Origin of the sequence: Pseudomonas sp. TNT2022 ID642 (assembly GCF_028656995.1) — a bacterium.
In the GTDB taxonomy this organism is placed as follows: Bacteria; Pseudomonadota; Gammaproteobacteria; order Pseudomonadales; family Pseudomonadaceae; genus Aquipseudomonas.
Genome location: NZ_JAMDGW010000025.1, coordinates 55,192 through 73,742, shown reverse-complemented (window position 1 = coordinate 73,742; position 18,551 = coordinate 55,192). Strand labels below are relative to the sequence as shown.

Below are 18,551 nucleotides of genomic sequence, written 5' to 3'. Positions count from 1 at the left end.
AGTCTGGCAGGCAACTAACCCCGCCGACTGATCGTTCCCACGCTCTGCGTGGGAATGCAGCCCGGGACGCTCCGCGTCCCAACAGCGGACGCAGAGCGTCCATTGAGGCATTCCCACGCAGAGCGTGGGAACGATCGCTGTAGGAGCTGCCGCAGGCTGCGATCTTTTGATCTTGCCGTTGATCAGCTCTCGGCAATCAACCAATCCATCTGCCAGCCACCCTGGGTCTGCCCCAGCTTCTTCGACAACCACGGCAGCAACTCACGCAATTCTTCCTCCAGCCCCCACGGCGGATTGGCAATCGCCATGCCCGAGCCGTTCAGACTGTTCGGCGTATCCAGCGGGTGCACCAGCAGCTCCACACGCAGCAACTTCGGCGCACCGGTGCCGGCCAGATCCTGATAGAAACGACGCAACGCACGCTGATCCTTCACCGGATACCAGATCGCCGCCACGGTTTGGCGCATGCGGCCAATCGCCTCTTTCAACGACGCAGCGCAACGCTGCATCTCGTCGAGCTGCTCGAACGGCGGATCAATCAGCATCACCGCGCGTTTCTCCTGCACCGGCAACATCGCCCGCGCGACGTGCCAGCCCTCGCCAAGATGAACTTTCACTCGTCGATCACCGGCCATGTTGTCCTTGAGCAGCACGCCGTCTTCCGGGTGCTTCTCGTTGAGCATCACCCGATCCTGCGGGCGGGTCAGGCGCCGCGCCAGCTCCGGCGAACCCGGGTAGTAGCGCAACTGGCCATCCGGGTTCATCTCGTGCAGCACCTTCATGTAGTCGGCGGTCAGCGCCGGCAGATCCGGCTGATCCCACAAGCGCGCGATGCCTTCCAGATATTCACCGGTACGATTGGCCTGATCGCCCTGCAAGTCATACAGACCGATGCCGGCATGCGTGTCGAGATAGGCAAACGGCTGCTCCTTGCGCGACATCAGGGCGATGAGGCGGGTCAAGGTCAGGTGTTTGAACACGTCGGCGTGATTGCCGGCATGGAAGGCGTGACGATAATTCATGGCTGCTCCTGCGAAGGGCGCAAAGTTTACCTTTTACCGCGCGGCAAGTCAGGGGTTGGCGGCTGAGCGGGCAAAAGCCTTTCCCTCACCCTAGCCCTCTCCCCGAGGGAGAGGGGACTGACGGTGGTGATCTTGCGAGTTACATCGACCTGAAAGATCAGCGTGATCTCAGGTTTGGCCAAGCGAAGATAAGCGCGGAAGTCGCAGGTCGGCGTAGATCAGCCAGACAACTCGGTCAGTCCCCCGAAAGAACACCACCATCCAGGCTTGGCAAAGCGAAGTTCACCGCTGAAGTCGCAGGTCGGCGTACCTCACCCATACAACTCGGTCAGTCCCCTCTCCCTCTGGGAGAGGGTTAGGGTGAGGGGCTTTGCTTTTATGGCGTTAAACTGTCTAACCATGAACGACAGGAAGTCAAAAACTCATGCGATATCTGATCATCTGCTTATTCAGCCTGCTTAGCCCATACCTCGCCCTTGCCGACGAAACCCACATTGAACAGGCACGCCAGACACTAAAGAACTACGGCCTGAGCCACTGCATCCTAAAGCCATTCAACGAACACTCCTTGCTGGAAAAAGACATTGCACTGTCCGCCAATGCCTATTCCTTCATGGGCAAAGGCATGCATTCCATCCTGCAAAATGAAGACACGCTGCAAGTGCTGCACGATCCCTACAAAGAAACCCGAAACTACGTGTTGGCGGCTTACGAGCAGACACCTTCAAACAGCAAATACTCGAATGAAAAAGTAGTGTTTTTTGGGTGCATGAAGGTCTACAACTCCGATGCGTTCAACAGCTTTATCAACTCTCAGGATGCGTACATCCCTGACTGACTAACTGATTTCCTTTAACGTCAAAAGATCGCAGCCTTCGGCAGCTCCTACAGGGCGAACGCCAGTCCCGTGTAGGAGCTGCCGCAGGCTCGGGCCGCGTTCGGACGATCTTTTGATCTTTTTCAGGCGGGCATGCTGCGCAGGCGCCTGCCGATGACATCAAGCACATCACAGCCGTCACGCAGAGGAATCACACAGAGCAGGGCGAAGTCGCTGAGGATGACGGAGTCGCATTCGACCGAGCCGCGCATGCACATGTTTTCCAGCACCTGGATCACAGCGCGCAGGCGATGGTTGGCGGCGTCCATGAGGATGTCGAGGGGCACGTGGGTGTCGATGAACAGGGTCGGCATGTCGCTGCAATTGCCGGTAAGTGCCATGAAGCGATTGTCGGGATGGGGGATGATCTTTTCGTAGGGTGGAGCCGGTTCAAGCGTTGTCATATTTTGCACCTCAACTGATTAAATGAGGCTACCAATGACCTTCCTACAGGTTTGGGTGGCAGCCGTACGCGAGAGTAGGAAACTGAGGAACCAGCCAAAAACTCAGCTACGCCGAAGCGTTCCCGCGCACAGCCGCCGCTAAAGACGTCACGGACACACGTTAGGTGCCGCAATCAGACAACAGGGCTGGTGCACGGTAAATTCCAAGGGTTCCTACACCCTGTCACCACTCTCGCAGTGACAACGAAAAGACTATCCCTGCAACCCACCGCCCACCAGTTCATCAAAACCGCCGCGACTCGAAGGAATCGTCCGAGACCTTCGCCCCGAAAACTCACTCCGACTCTGCCAGTAAAAACGCCAGCAACGCCGATTGCGACGATTCTTCCGACATAGAAACCTGAAAAAACCGCCTCACCTTGCAACGCAAAACCGCCACGGGGAAGGCCTCGAAAACTGCCGGATATTCCTCGCTCAACCACTGCAACGCATTGGCCGTTCGAACCTCATTGCCCTGCTGCGCCAGCACCGACTCCGGCACCTGCCACCACGGGAATACCCGCCCCGATACCAGCGCCCTGCCACCGATATCCAACGCCTGCCCATTGATCAAACAACGCCCGATCAGCGGAAACAGTTGTGCCGCATCCACCTCATCGGCCTGAAGAATCGGCAACAGAAACCGCCCGTCCCAAAAACGAAAAAACACCGCTTTCCCGCCAGGCATCAGCACTTGGGTCAGGCTGCGAAAGTGCGCCACCACCTCTTCAAGGCTCGCCGAAGACACCGCCAGCCAACCCCAATCCCGCGACTCGGTGGTGGTGACCCAATGCAGAAACTCACTGTCAGTAGCGACAATTCCCACGTAGGGCATCACCGCATCCCACTCGGCATAGATCGTCTCGGCCCAGATCGGACTCGCCATGTCTGGCCAACCCTTGAGCGGCTTCGCCTCGCTGGCATTGCTGAATACCGCGAACAATTGCTCGGATGCTTTCAACGGCTCCCGCGCCAACCAATCGGCAGGCAAAAGAAAATCAGGCTGCACAGAGACCGTCCTTGCAACGCTCGCACTCTTCGCAGAATGGCGCATCACCCTTGAAACTCATGATTTGTGCAGCGGTGAGCATGGCAGCCGGCGCGGCGGCGAGTTTCTCCGGCAATCCCGGTACAACCGGCGCGGCACTCATCGCTGCCATCGGCGCACCACCTACAACAATCGGCACGCTGCTGAAAATCCCACCCGGGCCGATGTTGATCCACTGCCCACCGGCCTGAATCGTCGCACTCGCGCCACCGTCAATGACCACTTGCTGACCGGCGCTGACGTGGAATTGCCCACTGGCGCTGATCGCCTGATTGCTCACGCGAATATGCCGGTCACCGATCACGCTCAGATGATCGTCCTGCTTAACTTCGGTCTGGCGCTGGCCGTGCGTGATGCGCTGCTCATCAGCCTTCAACTCATGGCGGGCGGTGCCGGTGACGACGATGCTGCGCTGGTTATCGACCTGCACTTGTTGATCGTGCAACACATGCTGCGTCCAGTTGCGCTGGGCGCGCAGGTAGATTTCCTCGGCGCCTTTGCGATCCTCGATGCGCAGTTCGTTGTAGCCGCCCCCGCCGGGGCTGCTCTGACTGCGGAAAATGCTGCGGGTCTTGTCCGCCGGCAGGTCCAGCGGGATCGGGGTCGCGGCGTTGGGCAGGCAGCCCACGACCAGGGGTTTGTCGGCGTCGGCATCGATGAAGCCGACCAGCACTTCCATGCCGACTCGCGGGATCAACACGCTGCCGTAACGGTCGTGCGCCCAGTTAGTGGCAACGCGCAGCCAGCAGCTCGAGTGTTCGTTCAATTCACCGTCGCGATCCCAAGCCAACTGCACCTTGACCCGACCGTACTCGTCGCAGTGGATTTCCGTGTCTTTCGGCCCGGTCACAACGCCCGGTTGGTAACCGAGCATGCGTGGTTTTTCCGGCCCCAGCGCCGGGCGGAAAAACACGTCCCACGGCGTGGCGAGAAAGCTATTACGGTACCCCTGAAATCCCTCGCCATCGCTGGTTACCGACTCCTCCAGCACTTGCGGCTGGCGGCCATGGTGTTCAACGGCGGTCAGCAGCCACAGGTCATTCCAGTCGTGGCGTGGATGCTCGGTCAGTTGCAGGAAATGTCCGCAAACCAGTGCGGATTCGTCGCTGATGCCTTCGGCCTGACGGTAATCGGCGACATGTCGCTCAAGTGCCCGCTGGGCGAGATGCTTGCCGGTTTCACGATCGTTGAATTGGCCAGGGAAGTGATAGTCCTCGAGCACTGGGCGCTGCTCGCCGTCGACACGACTTTGCAGGTGCAGACGGGGCTTTTCGAAGTTGTAGTCGCGCCGAGTGACCACGCTGGTGCGGGTTTCCACGCGAACATTGAAACGCTGGACTGCCGGGGTGCCTGCGGACATGCCGCTGCCCGGCAGATAAACCGTTGGCTCGGCGAGACGCGGGAACACGGTCTGGTCATCGCCGAACACCAATAGGTGACCTTGCGGGCTGTGCTGAAAGTGGTAATGAATGCCCACCTCGGCACACAGGCGCTGAATAAACGCCAGATCGCTCTCGGCGTACTGCACGCAATACTCACGAACCGGGTATTCACTGCCTAACCGGAAATCGAAAGCATCACGAAGGATCGCGTGATCCTTAAGCACCTGCGCAACAATTTGCGGCACGCTCTGATGCTGGAAAATCCGCTGATTGATGCGGTGTCCCAGATACGTCAGACGTGGCACGAGGCTTAAGTGATAGCGCGTCAGACGTTTCCCCGAATCTCCCTGCCCGACCTGATAAATCTGACCGTGGATACCGGAACCCTGAGCATCCAGATTCAGAAACGCCTGACAATGCAGCAGGCTTTCGAGATCCAGATCCGGTCGTTCACTGACCAGTTCCAGCTCGAAACGAAAGGGTTGACTGATGGCTTCCTTGCCCGTGAACTCAAGGACTTTGAGGTCATGTTGGGCGCCTTCGAGGGTCAACGTGAAACGCGGTTGATTGGCAGGCGCGAACATCCGATGTCTCTCTGCAGTGTGAGGGCGGGCGATTCTGCATGAGGGGCAAGGGGTGGTGAATGGGTGACGAGAAAATCAGATTTGCCCTACTTTTTTTGCCGAAAAAACCTGCAAAAAGCGGCGCTTTCAACTACAGACAAATCCCTCAAGTCATCCATAGAACCCTGTGGGAGCTGGCTTGCCAGCGATAGCGATGTGTCAGTTACTGAATGTTCTGAATGTGCCGCCCTCATCGCTGGCAAGCCAGCTCCCACAGGTTTCTTCAGCGTCGGCAAGAAATCACAGGCACAAAAAAACGGCCCGTATCCTGTAGGAAACGGGCCGTTTTCGGGTGAGCCTCAGCTCAGAACAATCACTTGTTCAGGTGGAAATCTTTTTCCGCCGCTTCGAAGCGCTGCACCATGCCTCTGGTCGGCTCGCCCATCTTGCTGACGATGTAGATGGCCAGGCTGGCGAAGATGAAGCCCGGGATGATTTCGTACAGACCCAGCAGTTCGAAATGCTTCCAGACCACCACGGTGATCGCGCCGACCAGAATACCGGCCAGTGCGCCGTCGCGGGTCATTTCTTTCCAGATAACCGAGATCAGCACAACCGGACCGAACGCAGCACCGAAACCGGCCCAAGCGTAGGACACCAGACCCAGTACGCGGTTTTCCGGGTTGGCCGCCAAGGCGATCGCGATCAGTGCAACCAACAGCACCATGGCGCGGCCGACCCAGACCAGTTCAACCTGAGAAGCGGATTTACGCAGGAAGGTTTTGTAGAAGTCTTCGGTCAGGGCGCTCGAGCACACCAGCAACTGGCAGCTCAGGGTGCTCATCACAGCAGCCAGAATGGCCGACAACAGCACACCGGCGATCCATGGGTTGAACAGCAGTTTGGCCAGTTCGATGAACACGCGTTCGTGGTTCTCGGTCACGGGACCGGCAACTTCCGGGTGCGCCGAGAAGTACGCGATACCGAAGAAGCCCACCGCCACGGTGCCGCCCAGGCACAGGATCATCCAGGTCATGGAAATGCGACGCGCCTTGGCGATCGACTTAACCGAATCCGCCGCCATGAAACGCGCGAGGATGTGCGGCTGACCGAAGTAGCCCAGACCCCAGCCCATCAGCGAGATAATGCCGATGAAGGTGGTGCCTTTGAGCATGTCGAAGTTGCTCGGATCTTGCGCCTCGATCGCCAGGAACGTGGTATCGACGCCACCAGTAGCCAGCAGGACGATGATCGGCGTGAGGATCAGCGCGAAAATCATCAGCGTGGCTTGTACGGTGTCGGTCCAGCTCACCGCGAGGAAACCACCAATAAAGGTGTAAGCAATCGTCGCCGCAGCACCGGCCCACAGCGCCGTCTCGTAGGACATGCCGAAGGTGCTTTCGAACAGACGGGCACCGGCCACGATGCCGGAAGCGCAGTAGATGGTGAAGAACACCAGAATCACGATCGCCGAAATGATCCGCAGCAGACCGCTTTTATCTTCAAAACGGCTGGCGAAGTAATCCGGCAGGGTCAGGGCGTCGCCGTTGTGCTCGGTCTGCACGCGCAGACGGCCGGCAACGAACAGCCAGTTCAGGTAGGCACCGATGACCAGACCGATGGCGATCCAGCTTTCGGACAGACCGGACATATAGATGGCGCCCGGCAGGCCCATCAACAACCAGCCACTCATGTCGGACGCACCGGCGGACAGCGCGGTGACGACGCTGCCGAGGCTGCGACCGCCGAGAATATAGTCAGAAAGGTTGTTGGTGGAGCGATAGGCCATCAAGCCGATCAGCACCATTGCTGCGATGTAGATCACGAACGTGATCAGGGTTGGATTGCTTACGCTCATTGAGTTACGCCCTGGCTTTGTTTTTATGTAGCGGCGGTGGTGAACCGCACGCAAACGACGACGTTTGGCAGACGATCCGGGATCCCGCGCATTTAGGACTGATGTTTCCCCAGGAAAGCCATCAGCCGGTACACCGGGTTAATCCCGGTTGCACCTTGGGCGCGAATGCTATGCAACAAATCAAATAAGGTGCAACCAGTTTCGTGAGAATTAGTTGCACCTAGTCGGATTTATCGACGATCACCCCGTTTTTGCTCCCTTTTGTGGCAGTCATGGCCCTTTGCTAGAAGCAAAAGCACCAAGCAGGAGCAGCACTTTCGTACCAGAAAATAATTCCTGACGAGCTGCCTGTTATTCCGACAAAAAAAGGGTTGCACCCGGTTGCACCTCTTTCAGCGCACGGCTAATCTTGCGGCCAGCTGATGCCACGCAACTGTGGCAACCATGAGGATAAAAATATGGCTACCACCACCCTTGGGGTCAAACTCGATGACCCGACCCGCGAACGCCTGAAGGCGGCCGCGACCTCGATTGATCGCACACCGCACTGGCTGATCAAGCAGGCAATTTTCAATTACCTGGAGAAACTCGAGGGTGGTGCAACCCTGACCGAGCTGAACGGTTTGACCGCCAAGGACGCCGATGAGGCGGGCGAAGTCCACACCGATCACGCGCACCAATGCTTCCTCGAATTCGCCGAAAGCATCCTGCCGCAGTCCGTACTGCGCGCATCGATCACCGCCGCTTACCGCCGCCCTGAGCCGGAAGTGGTGCCGATGCTGATCGAGCAGGCTCGCCTGCCGGTCGCGATGGCTGAAGCCACCAATAAGCTCGCCGCTTCCATCGCGGAAAAACTGCGTAACCAGAAAAGTGCCGGCGGTCGTGCAGGCATTGTTCAGGGTCTGCTGCAGGAATTTTCCCTGTCGTCCCAGGAAGGCGTAGCACTGATGTGCCTGGCCGAAGCGCTGCTGCGTATCCCGGACAAAGGCACCCGCGATGCACTGATCCGCGACAAGATCAGCACCGGCAACTGGCATCCGCACCTGGGCAACAGCCCTTCGCTGTTCGTCAACGCGGCCACTTGGGGCCTGCTGCTGACCGGCAAACTGGTCTCGACGCACAACGAAGCCGGCCTGACGTCGTCGCTGAGCCGCATCATCGGCAAGAGCGGCGAGCCGATGATCCGCAAGGGCGTCGACATGGCCATGCGCCTGATGGGCGAGCAGTTCGTCACCGGCGAAACCATCGCCGAAGCGCTGGCCAACGCGAGCAAGTTCGAAGCCAAGGGCTTCCGTTATTCCTACGACATGCTCGGTGAAGCGGCACTGACCGAACACGACGCGCAGAAGTACCTGGCGTCGTACGAACAAGCCATTCACTCGATCGGCAAAGCCTCCCACGGCCGTGGGATTTATGAAGGCCCGGGCATCTCCATCAAGTTGTCGGCACTGCACCCGCGTTACAGCCGTGCGCAGTACGAACGCGTGATGGATGAGTTGTACCCGCGCCTGCTGTCGCTGACCCTGCTGGCCAAGCAATACGACATCGGCCTGAACATCGACGCCGAAGAAGCCGACCGTCTCGAACTGTCGCTGGATCTGCTGGAGCGCCTGTGCTTCGAGCCGCAACTGACTGGCTGGAACGGCATCGGTTTCGTCATCCAGGCTTACCAGAAGCGTTGCCCGTACGTGATCGACTACGTGATCGATCTTGCTCGCCGCAGCCGTCATCGCCTGATGATCCGTCTGGTGAAGGGCGCGTACTGGGACAGCGAAATCAAGCGCGCCCAGGTCGAAGGCCTGGAAGGCTATCCGGTCTATACCCGCAAGGTGTACACCGACGTTTCCTACATCGCTTGCGCACGCAAACTGCTGTCGGTGCCGGAAGTCATCTACCCGCAGTTCGCCACGCACAACGCCCACACGCTGTCGGCCATTTACCACATCGCCGGTCAGAACTATTACCCCGGCCAGTACGAATTCCAGTGCCTGCACGGCATGGGCGAACCGTTGTACGAGCAGGTTGTAGGCAAAGTTTCCGAAGGCAAGCTGAATCGTCCGTGCCGCGTGTACGCTCCGGTCGGTACTCACGAAACCCTGCTGGCGTACCTCGTACGTCGCTTGCTGGAAAACGGCGCGAACACTTCGTTCGTCAACCGCATCGCCGACCAGTCGATTTCGATTCAGGAATTGGTCGCCGATCCAGTGGCGCAGATCGAGCAGATGGCGACCGTGGAAGGTGGTTTCGGCCTGCCGCACCCGCGCATTCCGCTGCCGCGTGACCTGTACGGTGCCGAACGCGCCAACTCCAGCGGCATCGATATGGCCAACGAACATCGTCTGGCTTCGCTGTCCTGCGCTTTGCTCGCCACTGCACACAACGACTGGAAAGCCGCGCCGATGCTCGGCTGCGCTTCCAGCAACGAAACGCCGGCAGCCGTTCTGAACCCGTCGGACCACCGTGATGTGGTCGGTCATGTTCAGGAAGCCACCGTTGAAGACGTCGACAACGCCATTCAATGCGCACTGAACGCTGCGCCGATCTGGCAGGCCACCCCGCCGGCCGAACGCGCGGCGATTCTGGAACGTGCCGCTGACTTGATGGAAGGCGAGATTCAGCCGCTGATGGGCCTGCTGGCTCGCGAAGCCGGCAAGACCTTCGCCAACGCCATCGCTGAAGTCCGTGAAGCCGTCGACTTCCTGCGTTATTACGCAGTGCAGGCGCGCAACGATTTCAGCAATGACGCCCATCGCCCACTGGGTCCGGTGGTGTGCATCAGCCCGTGGAACTTCCCGCTGGCGATCTTCAGCGGTCAAGTCGCTGCGGCATTGGCTGCCGGTAACCCGGTATTGGCCAAGCCTGCCGAGCAAACTCCGCTGGTGGCTGCTCAAGCGGTGCGCCTGATGCTCGAAGCCGGCATCCCGGAAGGCGTGCTGCAACTACTGCCGGGTCGCGGCGAAACCGTCGGCGCCGGTCTGGTTGGCGATGAGCGCGTCAAAGGCGTGATGTTCACCGGTTCCACCGAAGTCGCGCGTCTGCTGCAACGCAACATCGCTGGCCGTCTCGACAGCCAGGGCCGTCCGATTCCACTGATCGCCGAAACCGGCGGCCAGAACGCGATGATCGTCGACTCCTCGGCGCTGACCGAACAGGTCGTCATCGACGTAGTGTCCTCGGCGTTCGACAGCGCTGGTCAACGTTGCTCGGCACTGCGGGTACTGTGCCTGCAGGAAGATTCCGCCGATCGCGTCATCGAAATGCTCAAAGGCGCGATGGCGGAAAGCCGTCTCGGCAATCCGGAACGCCTGTCCGTGGACATCGGCCCGGTAATCGACGCCGAAGCCAAGGCTGGCATCGACAAGCACATCCAGGGCATGCGCGACAAAGGTCGCAACGTCTACCAAGTGGCGATTGCCGACACCGAAGAAGTCAAACGCGGCACCTTCGTCATGCCGACGCTGATCGAGCTGGAAAGCTTCGACGAGCTGCAACGCGAGATCTTCGGGCCGGTGCTGCACGTGGTGCGCTACAAGCGCAAAGAGATCGATCAACTGATCGGCCAGATCAACGCTTCCGGTTATGGCCTGACGCTGGGCGTGCACACCCGGATCGACGAAACCATCGCCAAGGTGATCGACAACGTCAACGCCGGCAACGTCTACGTTAACCGCAACATCGTTGGTGCTGTGGTCGGCGTGCAGCCATTCGGCGGCGAAGGCCTGTCGGGTACCGGTCCGAAAGCCGGTGGCCCTCTGTATCTGTACCGTTTGCTGGCGACACGTCCTACGGATGCCATCGAACAATCCTTCGCTCGCGGTGATGCCGTTGTCGCCCCGGACGTTCGACTGCGCGACGCCATGAGCAAACCGCTGAACGCGCTGAAAGCCTGGGCTGACAGCAACAAGTTCGCCGACCTGAGCACCCTGTGCGTGCAATACGCTGCGCAATCGCAAAGCGGCATCACCCGTGTGCTGGCCGGCCCGACTGGCGAGAAGAACAGCTACGCGATCCTGCCGCGTGAGCACGTGCTGTGCCTGGCGGAAGTCGAAGGTGATCTGCTGACGCAACTGGCTGCGGTATTGGCCGTAGGCGGTTCGGCGGTATGGCCGGAGTCCGACATCAGCAAGGCACTGTTCGCACGCCTGCCGAAGGAGATTCAGGCGCGGATCAAGCTGGTTGCCGACTGGAACAAGGATGAGGTGGTGTTCGATGCGGTTCTGCATCACGGCCATTCCGACCAGTTGCGCGGCGTTTGCCAGCAGATTGCCAAGCGTGCCGGCGCGATCGTTGGGGTTCAGGGCTTGTCCCAGGGCGAGACCAACATTGCGCTGGAGCGTCTGGTGATTGAGCGGGCGTTGAGTGTTAACACTGCTGCGGCAGGTGGTAACGCGAGCTTGATGACTATCGGCTAAACCGCTGTAACTCCAGGCGACCGCAACGGTCGCCTGGATTGCAATTCCCCTGTGGGAGCGAGCCTGCTCGCGATAGCGGTCTGTCAGACACATTTACTCTGGCTGATAAACCGCTATCGCGAGCAGGCTCACTCCTACAAAAGATCAAAAGATCGCAGCCTTCGGCAGCTCCTACACCGATCTCTGTAGGATCTGCCGAAGGCTGCGATCTTTTGCTTCTGTATCACGCTTATCAATCATCCTGTTCAGCCTTTATCAGCACGCCTAGACTCGGCCCAACCCCAATTTCAGGTAGGCCGCCATGTCCGAGACGCTGCTCAGTTCCCGCAATCTGGCTTTCGAGCTGTATGAAGTCCTTGATGCCGAGGGCCTGACCCGGCGTGAGCGCTTTGCCGAGCACAACCGCGAGACCTTCGACGCCGCCATCGGCACCGCGCGCAACATCGCCGAAAAGTACTTTGCGCCGCACAACCGCAAGGGCGACGAGAACGAGCCGCGCTACGAAGACGGTCAGGCGATTCTGATTCCTGAAGTGAAACCAGCGGTGGATGCCTTCCTTGAAGCCGGATTCCTCAACGCCGCGAGAAGTTTCGACGCCGGCGGCATGCAGCTTCCTACACTGCTGTCGCAAGCCTGCTTCGCGCATTTTCAGTCGGCCAACGCTGCGTCGACTTCGTATCCGTTCCTGACCATGGGCGCGGCGAATCTGATTGAAAGCTTCGGTAGCGAAGAACAGAAACAGCGCTTTCTGCAGCCTATGATCGACGGGCGCTTCTTCGGCACCATGGCGCTGACCGAACCGCATGCCGGTTCATCGCTGTCGGATATTCGTACGCGCGCCGAGCCGGCTTCCGACGGCACCTATCGCCTCAAGGGCAACAAGATCTTCATTTCCGGCGGCGATCACCCGCTCTCGGAAAACATCGTGCACATGGTTCTGGCCAAACTGCCCGACGCGCCGCCGGGGGTCAAAGGCATTTCGCTGTTTATCGTGCCGAAGTTTCTGGTCAACGATGACGGCAGCCTCGGTAAGCGTAATGACGTACTGCTGGCCGGGCTGTTTCACAAGATGGGCTGGCGCGGCACCACCTCCACAGCGCTGAACTTCGGCGATAACGGCGAGTGTGTCGGCTATCTGGTGGGCAAGCCGCATCATGGCCTGAGCTATATGTTCCAGATGATGAACGAAGCACGGATCGGCGTCGGCATGGGCGCGGTGATGCTCGGTTATGCCGGTTATCTGTACTCGCTGGAGTACGCCCGCGAGCGGCCACAGGGTCGCGTGCCGGACAGCAAGGATCCGACGACGGCGCCGGTGGCGATCATTCAGCACGCCGATGTCAGACGTATGCTGTTGACGCAAAAATCCTACGTCGAAGGTGCATTTGACCTCGGCCTGTACGCCGCTCGCCTGTTCGATGACACCACGACGCTTGAGTCCGAAGCCGAGCGCAAACAGGCGCATGAGCTATTGGATTTACTAACACCGATCGTCAAATCCTGGCCATCGGAGTTCTGCCTCAAGGCCAACGAACTGGCGATTCAGATTCTTGGCGGCCACGGTTATACCCGCGAATACCCGGTGGAGCAGTATTACCGCGATAACCGCTTGAACCCGATTCATGAAGGCACCCATGGCATTCAATCGCTGGACTTGCTCGGGCGTAAATTGGCGCAGAACGGCGGCGCGGGGCTGAAGCAATTGATTCGACTGATCGCCAACACGGCTGAGCGCGCAACGGCATACGAATCGCTGACCGCGTTGCGTGAGCCTTTAGAGAAACTGGTGGCGCGCCTGCAAACGGTGACCATCGGTTTGTTGACCGATCTGGCACAGGGCAAGGTCAATAGCAGCCTGGCGAATTCGGCGTTGTACCTGAAGGTGTTCGGGCACACGGTGATTGGCTGGCGCTGGCTGGAGCAGGCGATTCGTGCTGAGGAAGGGTTGGCCAAGGGCAATTTGGCGGATGCTGACTTCTATAAGGGCAAGCTGCAGGCAGCGCGGTATTTTCTGACGTGGGAAGTGCCGGGTTGTCACCATGAACTGGCGTTGCTGGAAGCGCGGGATGATACGTGCCTGGCGATGCAGGATGCGTGGTTCTGAAAGCCTACCCTCACCCCAGCCCTCTCCCCGAGGGAGAGGGGGCCGACCGAGGTGTCTGACGCTATACATCGACCGGAAAAACAGCGTCGATTATGGATTCGGTACTGCACTCCCAGGTCGGCGTACTACTCAAGCATCCCACGGTCAGTCCCCTCTCCCTACGGGCGGTCCGACGTTTCGGGAGGGCTAGGGTGAGGGGCTTTTCTGCTTCAGCACTCAGCTCAACTTGAACCCACCCATCTGCCGCGCCAGATCATCCGCCAGCTTCTGCAACATCTGACAATCCTCACGACACGCCCGAACCTCCCCCGCCGTCGCCCGCGCCAGATCGGAAATGCCCTGCACGTTGCGGTTGATCTCTTCCGTCACCGCCGACTGCTCTTCCGTCGCCGTCGCCACCTGATGATTCATATCGCTGATGCGCTCGACCTGACCGGTAATCGCCGTCAACGATGCCCCGGTGCGCTGGCTCGATTCAACCCCGGTGCCAGTTGCGGCCTGCCCCGTGCGCATCGACGACACGGCGTTTTCCGCACCTTGCTTGAGGCTGCCAATCATCTGCTGGATTTCGTCGGTGGACGCTTGCGTCCTGCGCGCCAAAGTACGCACTTCATCAGCAACAACCGCAAAGCCGCGCCCCATATCGCCGGCGCGCGCCGCTTCAATCGCTGCGTTGAGCGCCAACAGGTTGGTCTGCTCGGACACCCCGCGAATCACCGCCAACACCGAATCGATCGACGCGACTTGATGCGCCAGCTCCCCCACCGCGCCAGCCGCTACGCCAATTTCATCGGACATGCTTTCAATATGCTTGATCGAGCCACCGACCACTTCCCGCGCCTGCATCGCTTCATCCCGCGCGGTCTGCGAGGCCAGTGCCGCGTTACCGGCGTTCTGCGCAATCTCCTGCACGGTCAGGCCCATTTCGTGAACGGCGGTCGCGACCATGTCGGTCATTTCCTGCTGACGGCCAGAACGTTCAGCGGTGTTATCCACCACTTTCGCCACCTGCCCCACGGCCGTACGCAGACGCTCGCTGGTGGTCAGCACTTCAGCGATCATCCCGCGCTGGCTGTCGAGGAAACGATTGAAGCCTCGGGCGAGATCGCCCAGCTCGTCGGCGCGACTGGAATCTAACCGGTGGGTCAAATCTCCACCGCCGCTACCGATTGCTACCAGCGCCGCTGTTACCTGACGAATCGGTCGCACCAGCCCTTGCGCCAGCCACACCACCAAAGCGAGGCACACCAGCGCTACGGCCAGACCGATACCGCCGCTCATCCACATCGCTTTACGGGCTTCGGCGTAGATCTGCGACTGCGGCACTTCTGCCACCAGAGTCCAGCCCAAATCGCGCAACGGCAGGCTGAAGGCGAGGAAGTCTTCGCCATCCCTCTGGAAGCTGCTGCTGATCGCCGTTTTCTGGCCCATGACGGACTGCGCCGCATTGCCGCCAATCTGCTCGCTCAAGGTGCGTTTGCCGCTGAACTGCGCTTCGGGATGCACCTGGATCAAACCATCGGAACGCACGAGATAGACCTTGCCGCGCTCACCAAAGCTGAAGTTGTGAATCAGCTCCGACAGCTCTTTCATGCTCAAACCGAGCCCAGCCACACCGACCACTTTACCGGCCTGCTCGACCTTCAAATCGATGAACAGCGCCAGTTCTCCGGTGGCGCCGTCGTTGTCGATATTGAGAGTGCGCGGCTGATTGCTGTCGAGGAAGGAATAGAACCACGCGTCAGCCGGTTTGGAGCGACTGAGGGTGCGATCCAAGCCTTTTTCGGTGATGTAATGATTGGATTCGGTGCCGATGATCAAAGCGGTGAAAGCTTTATGTTCGGCGCGGATGCCTTCCAGATACTGCGCGAAGCCAGCCGTTTTGCTGCTGTCTTCGCCTGAGGCGAGCCAGTCGCGGACCATCGTATTACTGGCAATATCCTTGGCCGCTGTCAGCGGTTGCACAAGGATCCGTTCGATATCGTTGCGCGTCGCTTCGATGCTCGACGGCAGTGCTTGTTCGACCAGATAGCTCTGGGCGAGGCGGTTGACCACCAGGGTATAAATGCCAACCACGATCAGGATACTGACCAGCAGGGCGGTGCCCATGCTGAGAATCAGCTGCCATTGAATACTGCGTCGCCACAACTGCATGGAGCACCCCCAAAGAATAAGTGGCCGAGACAATGCAACAGCCGTGCCGATTGTATACAACCCAGTCGACAATCTATTCTTTGGTTGTGCGCAGCTCCATCAACCCTGGTTAATGGTCTTGGCAATAGTGTCGACCGTGGCGCTGACTTGCTCTTGGTAACGGTCGAGTTCTTCCTGGTGTTGCTTCTTCATTTCGATCTGCTGCGAGCACAGATTCATCGCCGCCAGCACCAGCAAGCGGTCACCGATCAGTGTCGGGTATTTGCGCTTGGTGTCGTCCAGCGCTGCCTTGAGCATCATGGCCGCGTCCAGCAGGGCCTGTTCTTCCCCGGCCGGTGCCTTGATCGAATAGTCCTCCCCGAGAATGGAGACGACTTTTACCCCTGCTGTGTGGTGGTTCATGCGCTGACAGGACCTGCATTGACGCGATCAACCAGGGCTTGAATGCGGGCCGCGGTGGCGCCGTGCTTTTCTTCCTGCTCCATCAGGTTCAGTTGCAGGCTTTCGTTTTCATCCTTGGCCTGGGCCAGTTCCGTGGACAGGGTCTGGTTGGTTTGCGCGAGGGTCTGGTTCTGTTGCACCAGGTCGCTGACGAGCTGTTCCAATTGGCTGAGGGATGCTTCCAACATTTTGATCTTCCAAGCGTTTTTCAAAGGGCGCGTACGATAAAGAAAAGTCATCACGGATGCCAGGGTTAAACCGGCGCAAAGCCTTGATTTTCCTGGTGGCCGACCGTTCTCGCGAGTTTTAAAGACTGTGATCTGCCGATCTGGTTCCTGCACTTCGTCGCCCGAGCCCTTCTGCGACAAATAAGCACAGTGCCTCAAGACTTTAGTCGTATGACCGATAAGTCATCCATACAGCAGTCTCAGCCCGCATGGATGCGGCCCTCTCTTGGTATCCGCCCCATGTCCCTTCGCAATATGAATATCGCCCCACGGGCGTTTACCGGCTTCGCCCTGATCGGCGGCCTGATGCTGATTCTGGGTGTGTTCGCCCTGAATCAGATGAGCAAAATCCGCGGTGCAGCCGAGAACATCTCGTCCACCAGCGTACCGAGCATCAAGAACCTCGACGAGTTCACCCAGTTGACCCTGCGCCTGCGCGTGCTGTCGTACCGCTTGCTGGTCAACCGCGAGCCAGACGTGCAACAGAAAACCGTTGAGCTGCTGGACATGCGTAACCAGCAGATCCGCAAGGCCCAGAGCGATTACGAGCCGCTGATCGGCAGCCCCGAAGAGCGTGCTGCCTATGACCAGTACGTGCAGTTGCTCGGCCAGTACCGCCAGATCGAAGACCGCATGAAAAGCCTGTCGCGCAACAATCAGGTGGATGAGCTGCGCACCTTGCTCAATACCGAACTGCTGAACAACTCCGAAGCGGTGAACACGGTCCTCAACCGTCTGATGCAGATCAACGGCGAGCAGATCAGCGAGACCAATCAGCAAGCGGCCGATCAGTACTCTTCGGCGTTTGATCTGGTGGTGACCCTGCTGGTGATCGCCACTGGTCTGACCTTCCTGTTCGCCTGGCTGCTGACGGTGAGCATCACTAAACCAATTTCCAAAGCACTGGACGCTGCGGAAACCATCGCCGAAGGCAACCTGACCCAGCCGATCCATGTTGACGGTGAAGACGAGGCCGGTCGCCTGCTCGCAGCCATGGCGAAGATGCAATCGAAGCTGCGTGACACCCTGCAACGCATTTCCGGCTCGGCCACTCAGCTGGCTTCAGCGGCTGAAGAGTTGAACAGCGTCACCGACGAAAGCGCGCGCGGCCTGACCCAGCAGAACAACGAGATCGAACAAGCGGCCACTGCGGTCAACGAAATGACCAGCGCCGTAGAAGAAGTCGCCCGCAACGCCGTGAGCACTTCGGAAGCCTCGAAGAACGCCACCACTTCGGCTGGCGACGGTCGTGACCTGGTGCAAGAAACCGTCAGCGCGATCGAACGCATGAGTGCGGATGTGCAGAGCACTGCCAGCCTGATCGGCGATCTGGCCAATGAATCCCGTGACATCGGCAAGGTGCTCGACGTGATTCGTGGCCTGGCCGATCAGACCAACCTGCTGGCACTGAACGCGGCGATTGAAGCGGCACGTGCCGGTGAAGCGGGTCGTGGTTTTGCCGTGGTGGCGGATGAAGTACGTGCCCTGGCGCACCGCACTCAGCAGTCGACCAGCGAAATCGAACGGATGATCGGCAGCATTCAGAGCGGCACCGAACACGCCGTGGATTCGATGCGCAACAGCACCGAACGTGCCGAGTCGACCCTGAACATCGCCCGTGGTGCGGGTATGTCGCTGGACACCATCAACACCGCCATCGTCGAGATCAACGAGCGCAACCTGGTGATCGCCAGCGCCGCCGAAGAGCAGGCGCAAGTGGCGCGGGAAGTGGATCGCAATCTGGTGAACATTCGTGATTTGTCAGTGCAATCGGCGACGGGCGCGAATCAGACGAGTGCGGCGAGTAATGAACTGTCGCGTCTGGCGCTGGACCTGAACAACATGGTTGGGCGGTTCAGCCTGTAATTCAGTAAATCAAGATCAAAAGCGCCCTCACCCCAGCCCTCTCCCAGAGGGAGAGGGGGAAAGGGAGCAGATCTTGGTGCTTTTCAAACCTGAGTTCGACTCAGAATTTTCAGGTCGATGTACCTCGCACAAACACCGCGATCAGTTCCCTCTC

The 18,551-nt window shown here is 59.2% G+C and carries 12 protein-coding genes and 2 pseudogenes; 5 read left to right on the top strand and 9 right to left on the bottom strand.

Translation table 11 applies throughout. The annotated features are described in order from the left end of the window. Nucleotides 1–182: 182 nt before the first annotated feature. Entirely contained in the window at nucleotides 183–1,022 is an 840-nt protein-coding gene (locus M5G26_RS23920) for a 23S rRNA (adenine(2030)-N(6))-methyltransferase RlmJ (RefSeq protein WP_007915674.1), read from the bottom strand. A 424-nt stretch (nucleotides 1,023–1,446) separates the two neighbouring features. Between M5G26_RS23920 and M5G26_RS23915 the strand changes: the two genes are divergently transcribed. Continuing rightward, nucleotides 1,447–1,860 (top strand): hypothetical protein, encoded by a 414-nt coding sequence (locus tag M5G26_RS23915; RefSeq protein WP_128616444.1) that lies wholly within the window; start codon nucleotides 1,447–1,449, stop codon nucleotides 1,858–1,860. Nucleotides 1,861–1,982: 122 nt separating this feature from the next. Here the strand turns inward: M5G26_RS23915 and M5G26_RS23910 are convergent, their stop codons facing one another. From M5G26_RS23910 to putP, 4 genes are all read right to left on the bottom strand, one after another. Beyond that, entirely contained in the window at nucleotides 1,983–2,303 is a 321-nt protein-coding gene (locus M5G26_RS23910; protein WP_134175889.1) for a hypothetical protein, read from the bottom strand. A 334-nt stretch (nucleotides 2,304–2,637) separates the two neighbouring features. After that, entirely contained in the window at nucleotides 2,638–3,351 is a 714-nt protein-coding gene (locus M5G26_RS23905) for a DUF4123 domain-containing protein (RefSeq protein ID WP_273916644.1), read from the bottom strand. Further along, a complete protein-coding gene (locus M5G26_RS23900; protein WP_273916643.1) occupies nucleotides 3,341–5,356 on the bottom strand; it encodes a type VI secretion system Vgr family protein in 2,016 nt (671 codons plus the stop codon). The genes M5G26_RS23905 and M5G26_RS23900 overlap by 11 nt, the downstream gene beginning before the upstream one ends. Nucleotides 5,357–5,708: 352 nt before the next feature. Then, nucleotides 5,709–7,193 carry a sodium/proline symporter PutP gene (putP, locus tag M5G26_RS23895; protein ID WP_134175892.1) on the bottom strand — a complete coding sequence of 495 codons (1,485 nt, stop codon included), beginning with the start codon at nucleotides 7,191–7,193 and terminating at the stop codon, nucleotides 5,709–5,711. 458 nt (nucleotides 7,194–7,651) lie between these two features. Here putP and putA point away from each other — a divergent pair, with 458 nt between their 5' ends. Both putA and M5G26_RS23885 read left to right on the top strand, forming a co-directional pair. Beyond that, on the top strand, nucleotides 7,652–11,605 hold the full coding sequence (putA, locus tag M5G26_RS23890; protein ID WP_150692995.1) for a trifunctional transcriptional regulator/proline dehydrogenase/L-glutamate gamma-semialdehyde dehydrogenase: 3,954 nt from the start codon (nucleotides 7,652–7,654) through the stop codon (nucleotides 11,603–11,605). Nucleotides 11,606–11,906: 301 nt separating this feature from the next. Beyond that, on the top strand, nucleotides 11,907–13,709 hold the full coding sequence (locus M5G26_RS23885) for an acyl-CoA dehydrogenase (protein ID WP_273916642.1): 1,803 nt from the start codon (nucleotides 11,907–11,909) through the stop codon (nucleotides 13,707–13,709). Between the two features lie 216 nt (nucleotides 13,710–13,925). Here M5G26_RS23885 and M5G26_RS29640 read toward each other — a convergent pair whose 3' ends face one another. The 4 genes and pseudogenes from M5G26_RS29640 to M5G26_RS23870 form a co-directional block, all read right to left on the bottom strand. Beyond that, a complete protein-coding gene (locus M5G26_RS29640) occupies nucleotides 13,926–14,657 on the bottom strand; it encodes a methyl-accepting chemotaxis protein (RefSeq protein WP_371929254.1) in 732 nt (243 codons plus the stop codon). A gap of 135 nt (nucleotides 14,658–14,792) precedes the next feature. Next, a pseudogene (locus M5G26_RS29635) lies at nucleotides 14,793–15,818 on the bottom strand (cache domain-containing protein); the annotation flags it as partial. Nucleotides 15,819–15,962: 144 nt separating this feature from the next. Next, nucleotides 15,963–16,265: a cell division protein ZapA gene (locus M5G26_RS23875; protein ID WP_273916640.1), complete on the bottom strand. Its 303-nt coding sequence runs from the start codon at nucleotides 16,263–16,265 to the stop codon at nucleotides 15,963–15,965. Next, nucleotides 16,262–16,492, bottom strand: coding sequence for a hypothetical protein (locus M5G26_RS23870; protein ID WP_007909525.1), 231 nt, complete (start codon nucleotides 16,490–16,492; stop codon nucleotides 16,262–16,264). The genes M5G26_RS23875 and M5G26_RS23870 overlap by 4 nt, the downstream gene beginning before the upstream one ends. Before the next feature lie 210 nt (nucleotides 16,493–16,702). Here M5G26_RS23870 and M5G26_RS29630 point away from each other — a divergent pair. After that, nucleotides 16,703–17,494, top strand: a pseudogene (locus tag M5G26_RS29630) (MCP four helix bundle domain-containing protein); the annotation flags it as partial. A 30-nt stretch (nucleotides 17,495–17,524) separates the two neighbouring features. Beyond that, nucleotides 17,525–18,397, top strand: a complete 873-nt coding sequence (locus M5G26_RS29625) for a methyl-accepting chemotaxis protein (RefSeq protein ID WP_371042268.1) — start codon at nucleotides 17,525–17,527, stop codon at nucleotides 18,395–18,397. Nucleotides 18,398–18,551: the final 154 nt, after the last annotated feature.

Coding starts and splice junctions, on each gene's coding strand:
- M5G26_RS23920 (WP_007915674.1), bottom strand. CDS start 1,022: ATGAATTATCGTCACGCCTTCCATGCCGGCAATCACGCCGACGTGTTC.
- M5G26_RS23915 (WP_128616444.1), top strand. CDS start 1,447: ATGCGATATCTGATCATCTGCTTATTCAGCCTGCTTAGCCCATACCTC.
- M5G26_RS23910 (WP_134175889.1), bottom strand. CDS start 2,303: ATGACAACGCTTGAACCGGCTCCACCCTACGAAAAGATCATCCCCCAT.
- M5G26_RS23900 (WP_273916643.1), bottom strand. CDS start 5,356: ATGTTCGCGCCTGCCAATCAACCGCGTTTCACGTTGACCCTCGAAGGC.
- putP (WP_134175892.1), bottom strand. CDS start 7,193: ATGAGCGTAAGCAATCCAACCCTGATCACGTTCGTGATCTACATCGCA.
- putA (WP_150692995.1), top strand. CDS start 7,652: ATGGCTACCACCACCCTTGGGGTCAAACTCGATGACCCGACCCGCGAA.
- M5G26_RS23885 (WP_273916642.1), top strand. CDS start 11,907: ATGTCCGAGACGCTGCTCAGTTCCCGCAATCTGGCTTTCGAGCTGTAT.
- M5G26_RS29640 (WP_371929254.1), bottom strand. CDS start 14,657: ATGGTCGCGACCGCCGTTCACGAAATGGGCCTGACCGTGCAGGAGATT.
- M5G26_RS23875 (WP_273916640.1), bottom strand. CDS start 16,265: ATGAACCACCACACAGCAGGGGTAAAAGTCGTCTCCATTCTCGGGGAG.
- M5G26_RS23870 (WP_007909525.1), bottom strand. CDS start 16,492: ATGTTGGAAGCATCCCTCAGCCAATTGGAACAGCTCGTCAGCGACCTG.
- M5G26_RS29625 (WP_371042268.1), top strand. CDS start 17,525: ATGGCGAAGATGCAATCGAAGCTGCGTGACACCCTGCAACGCATTTCC.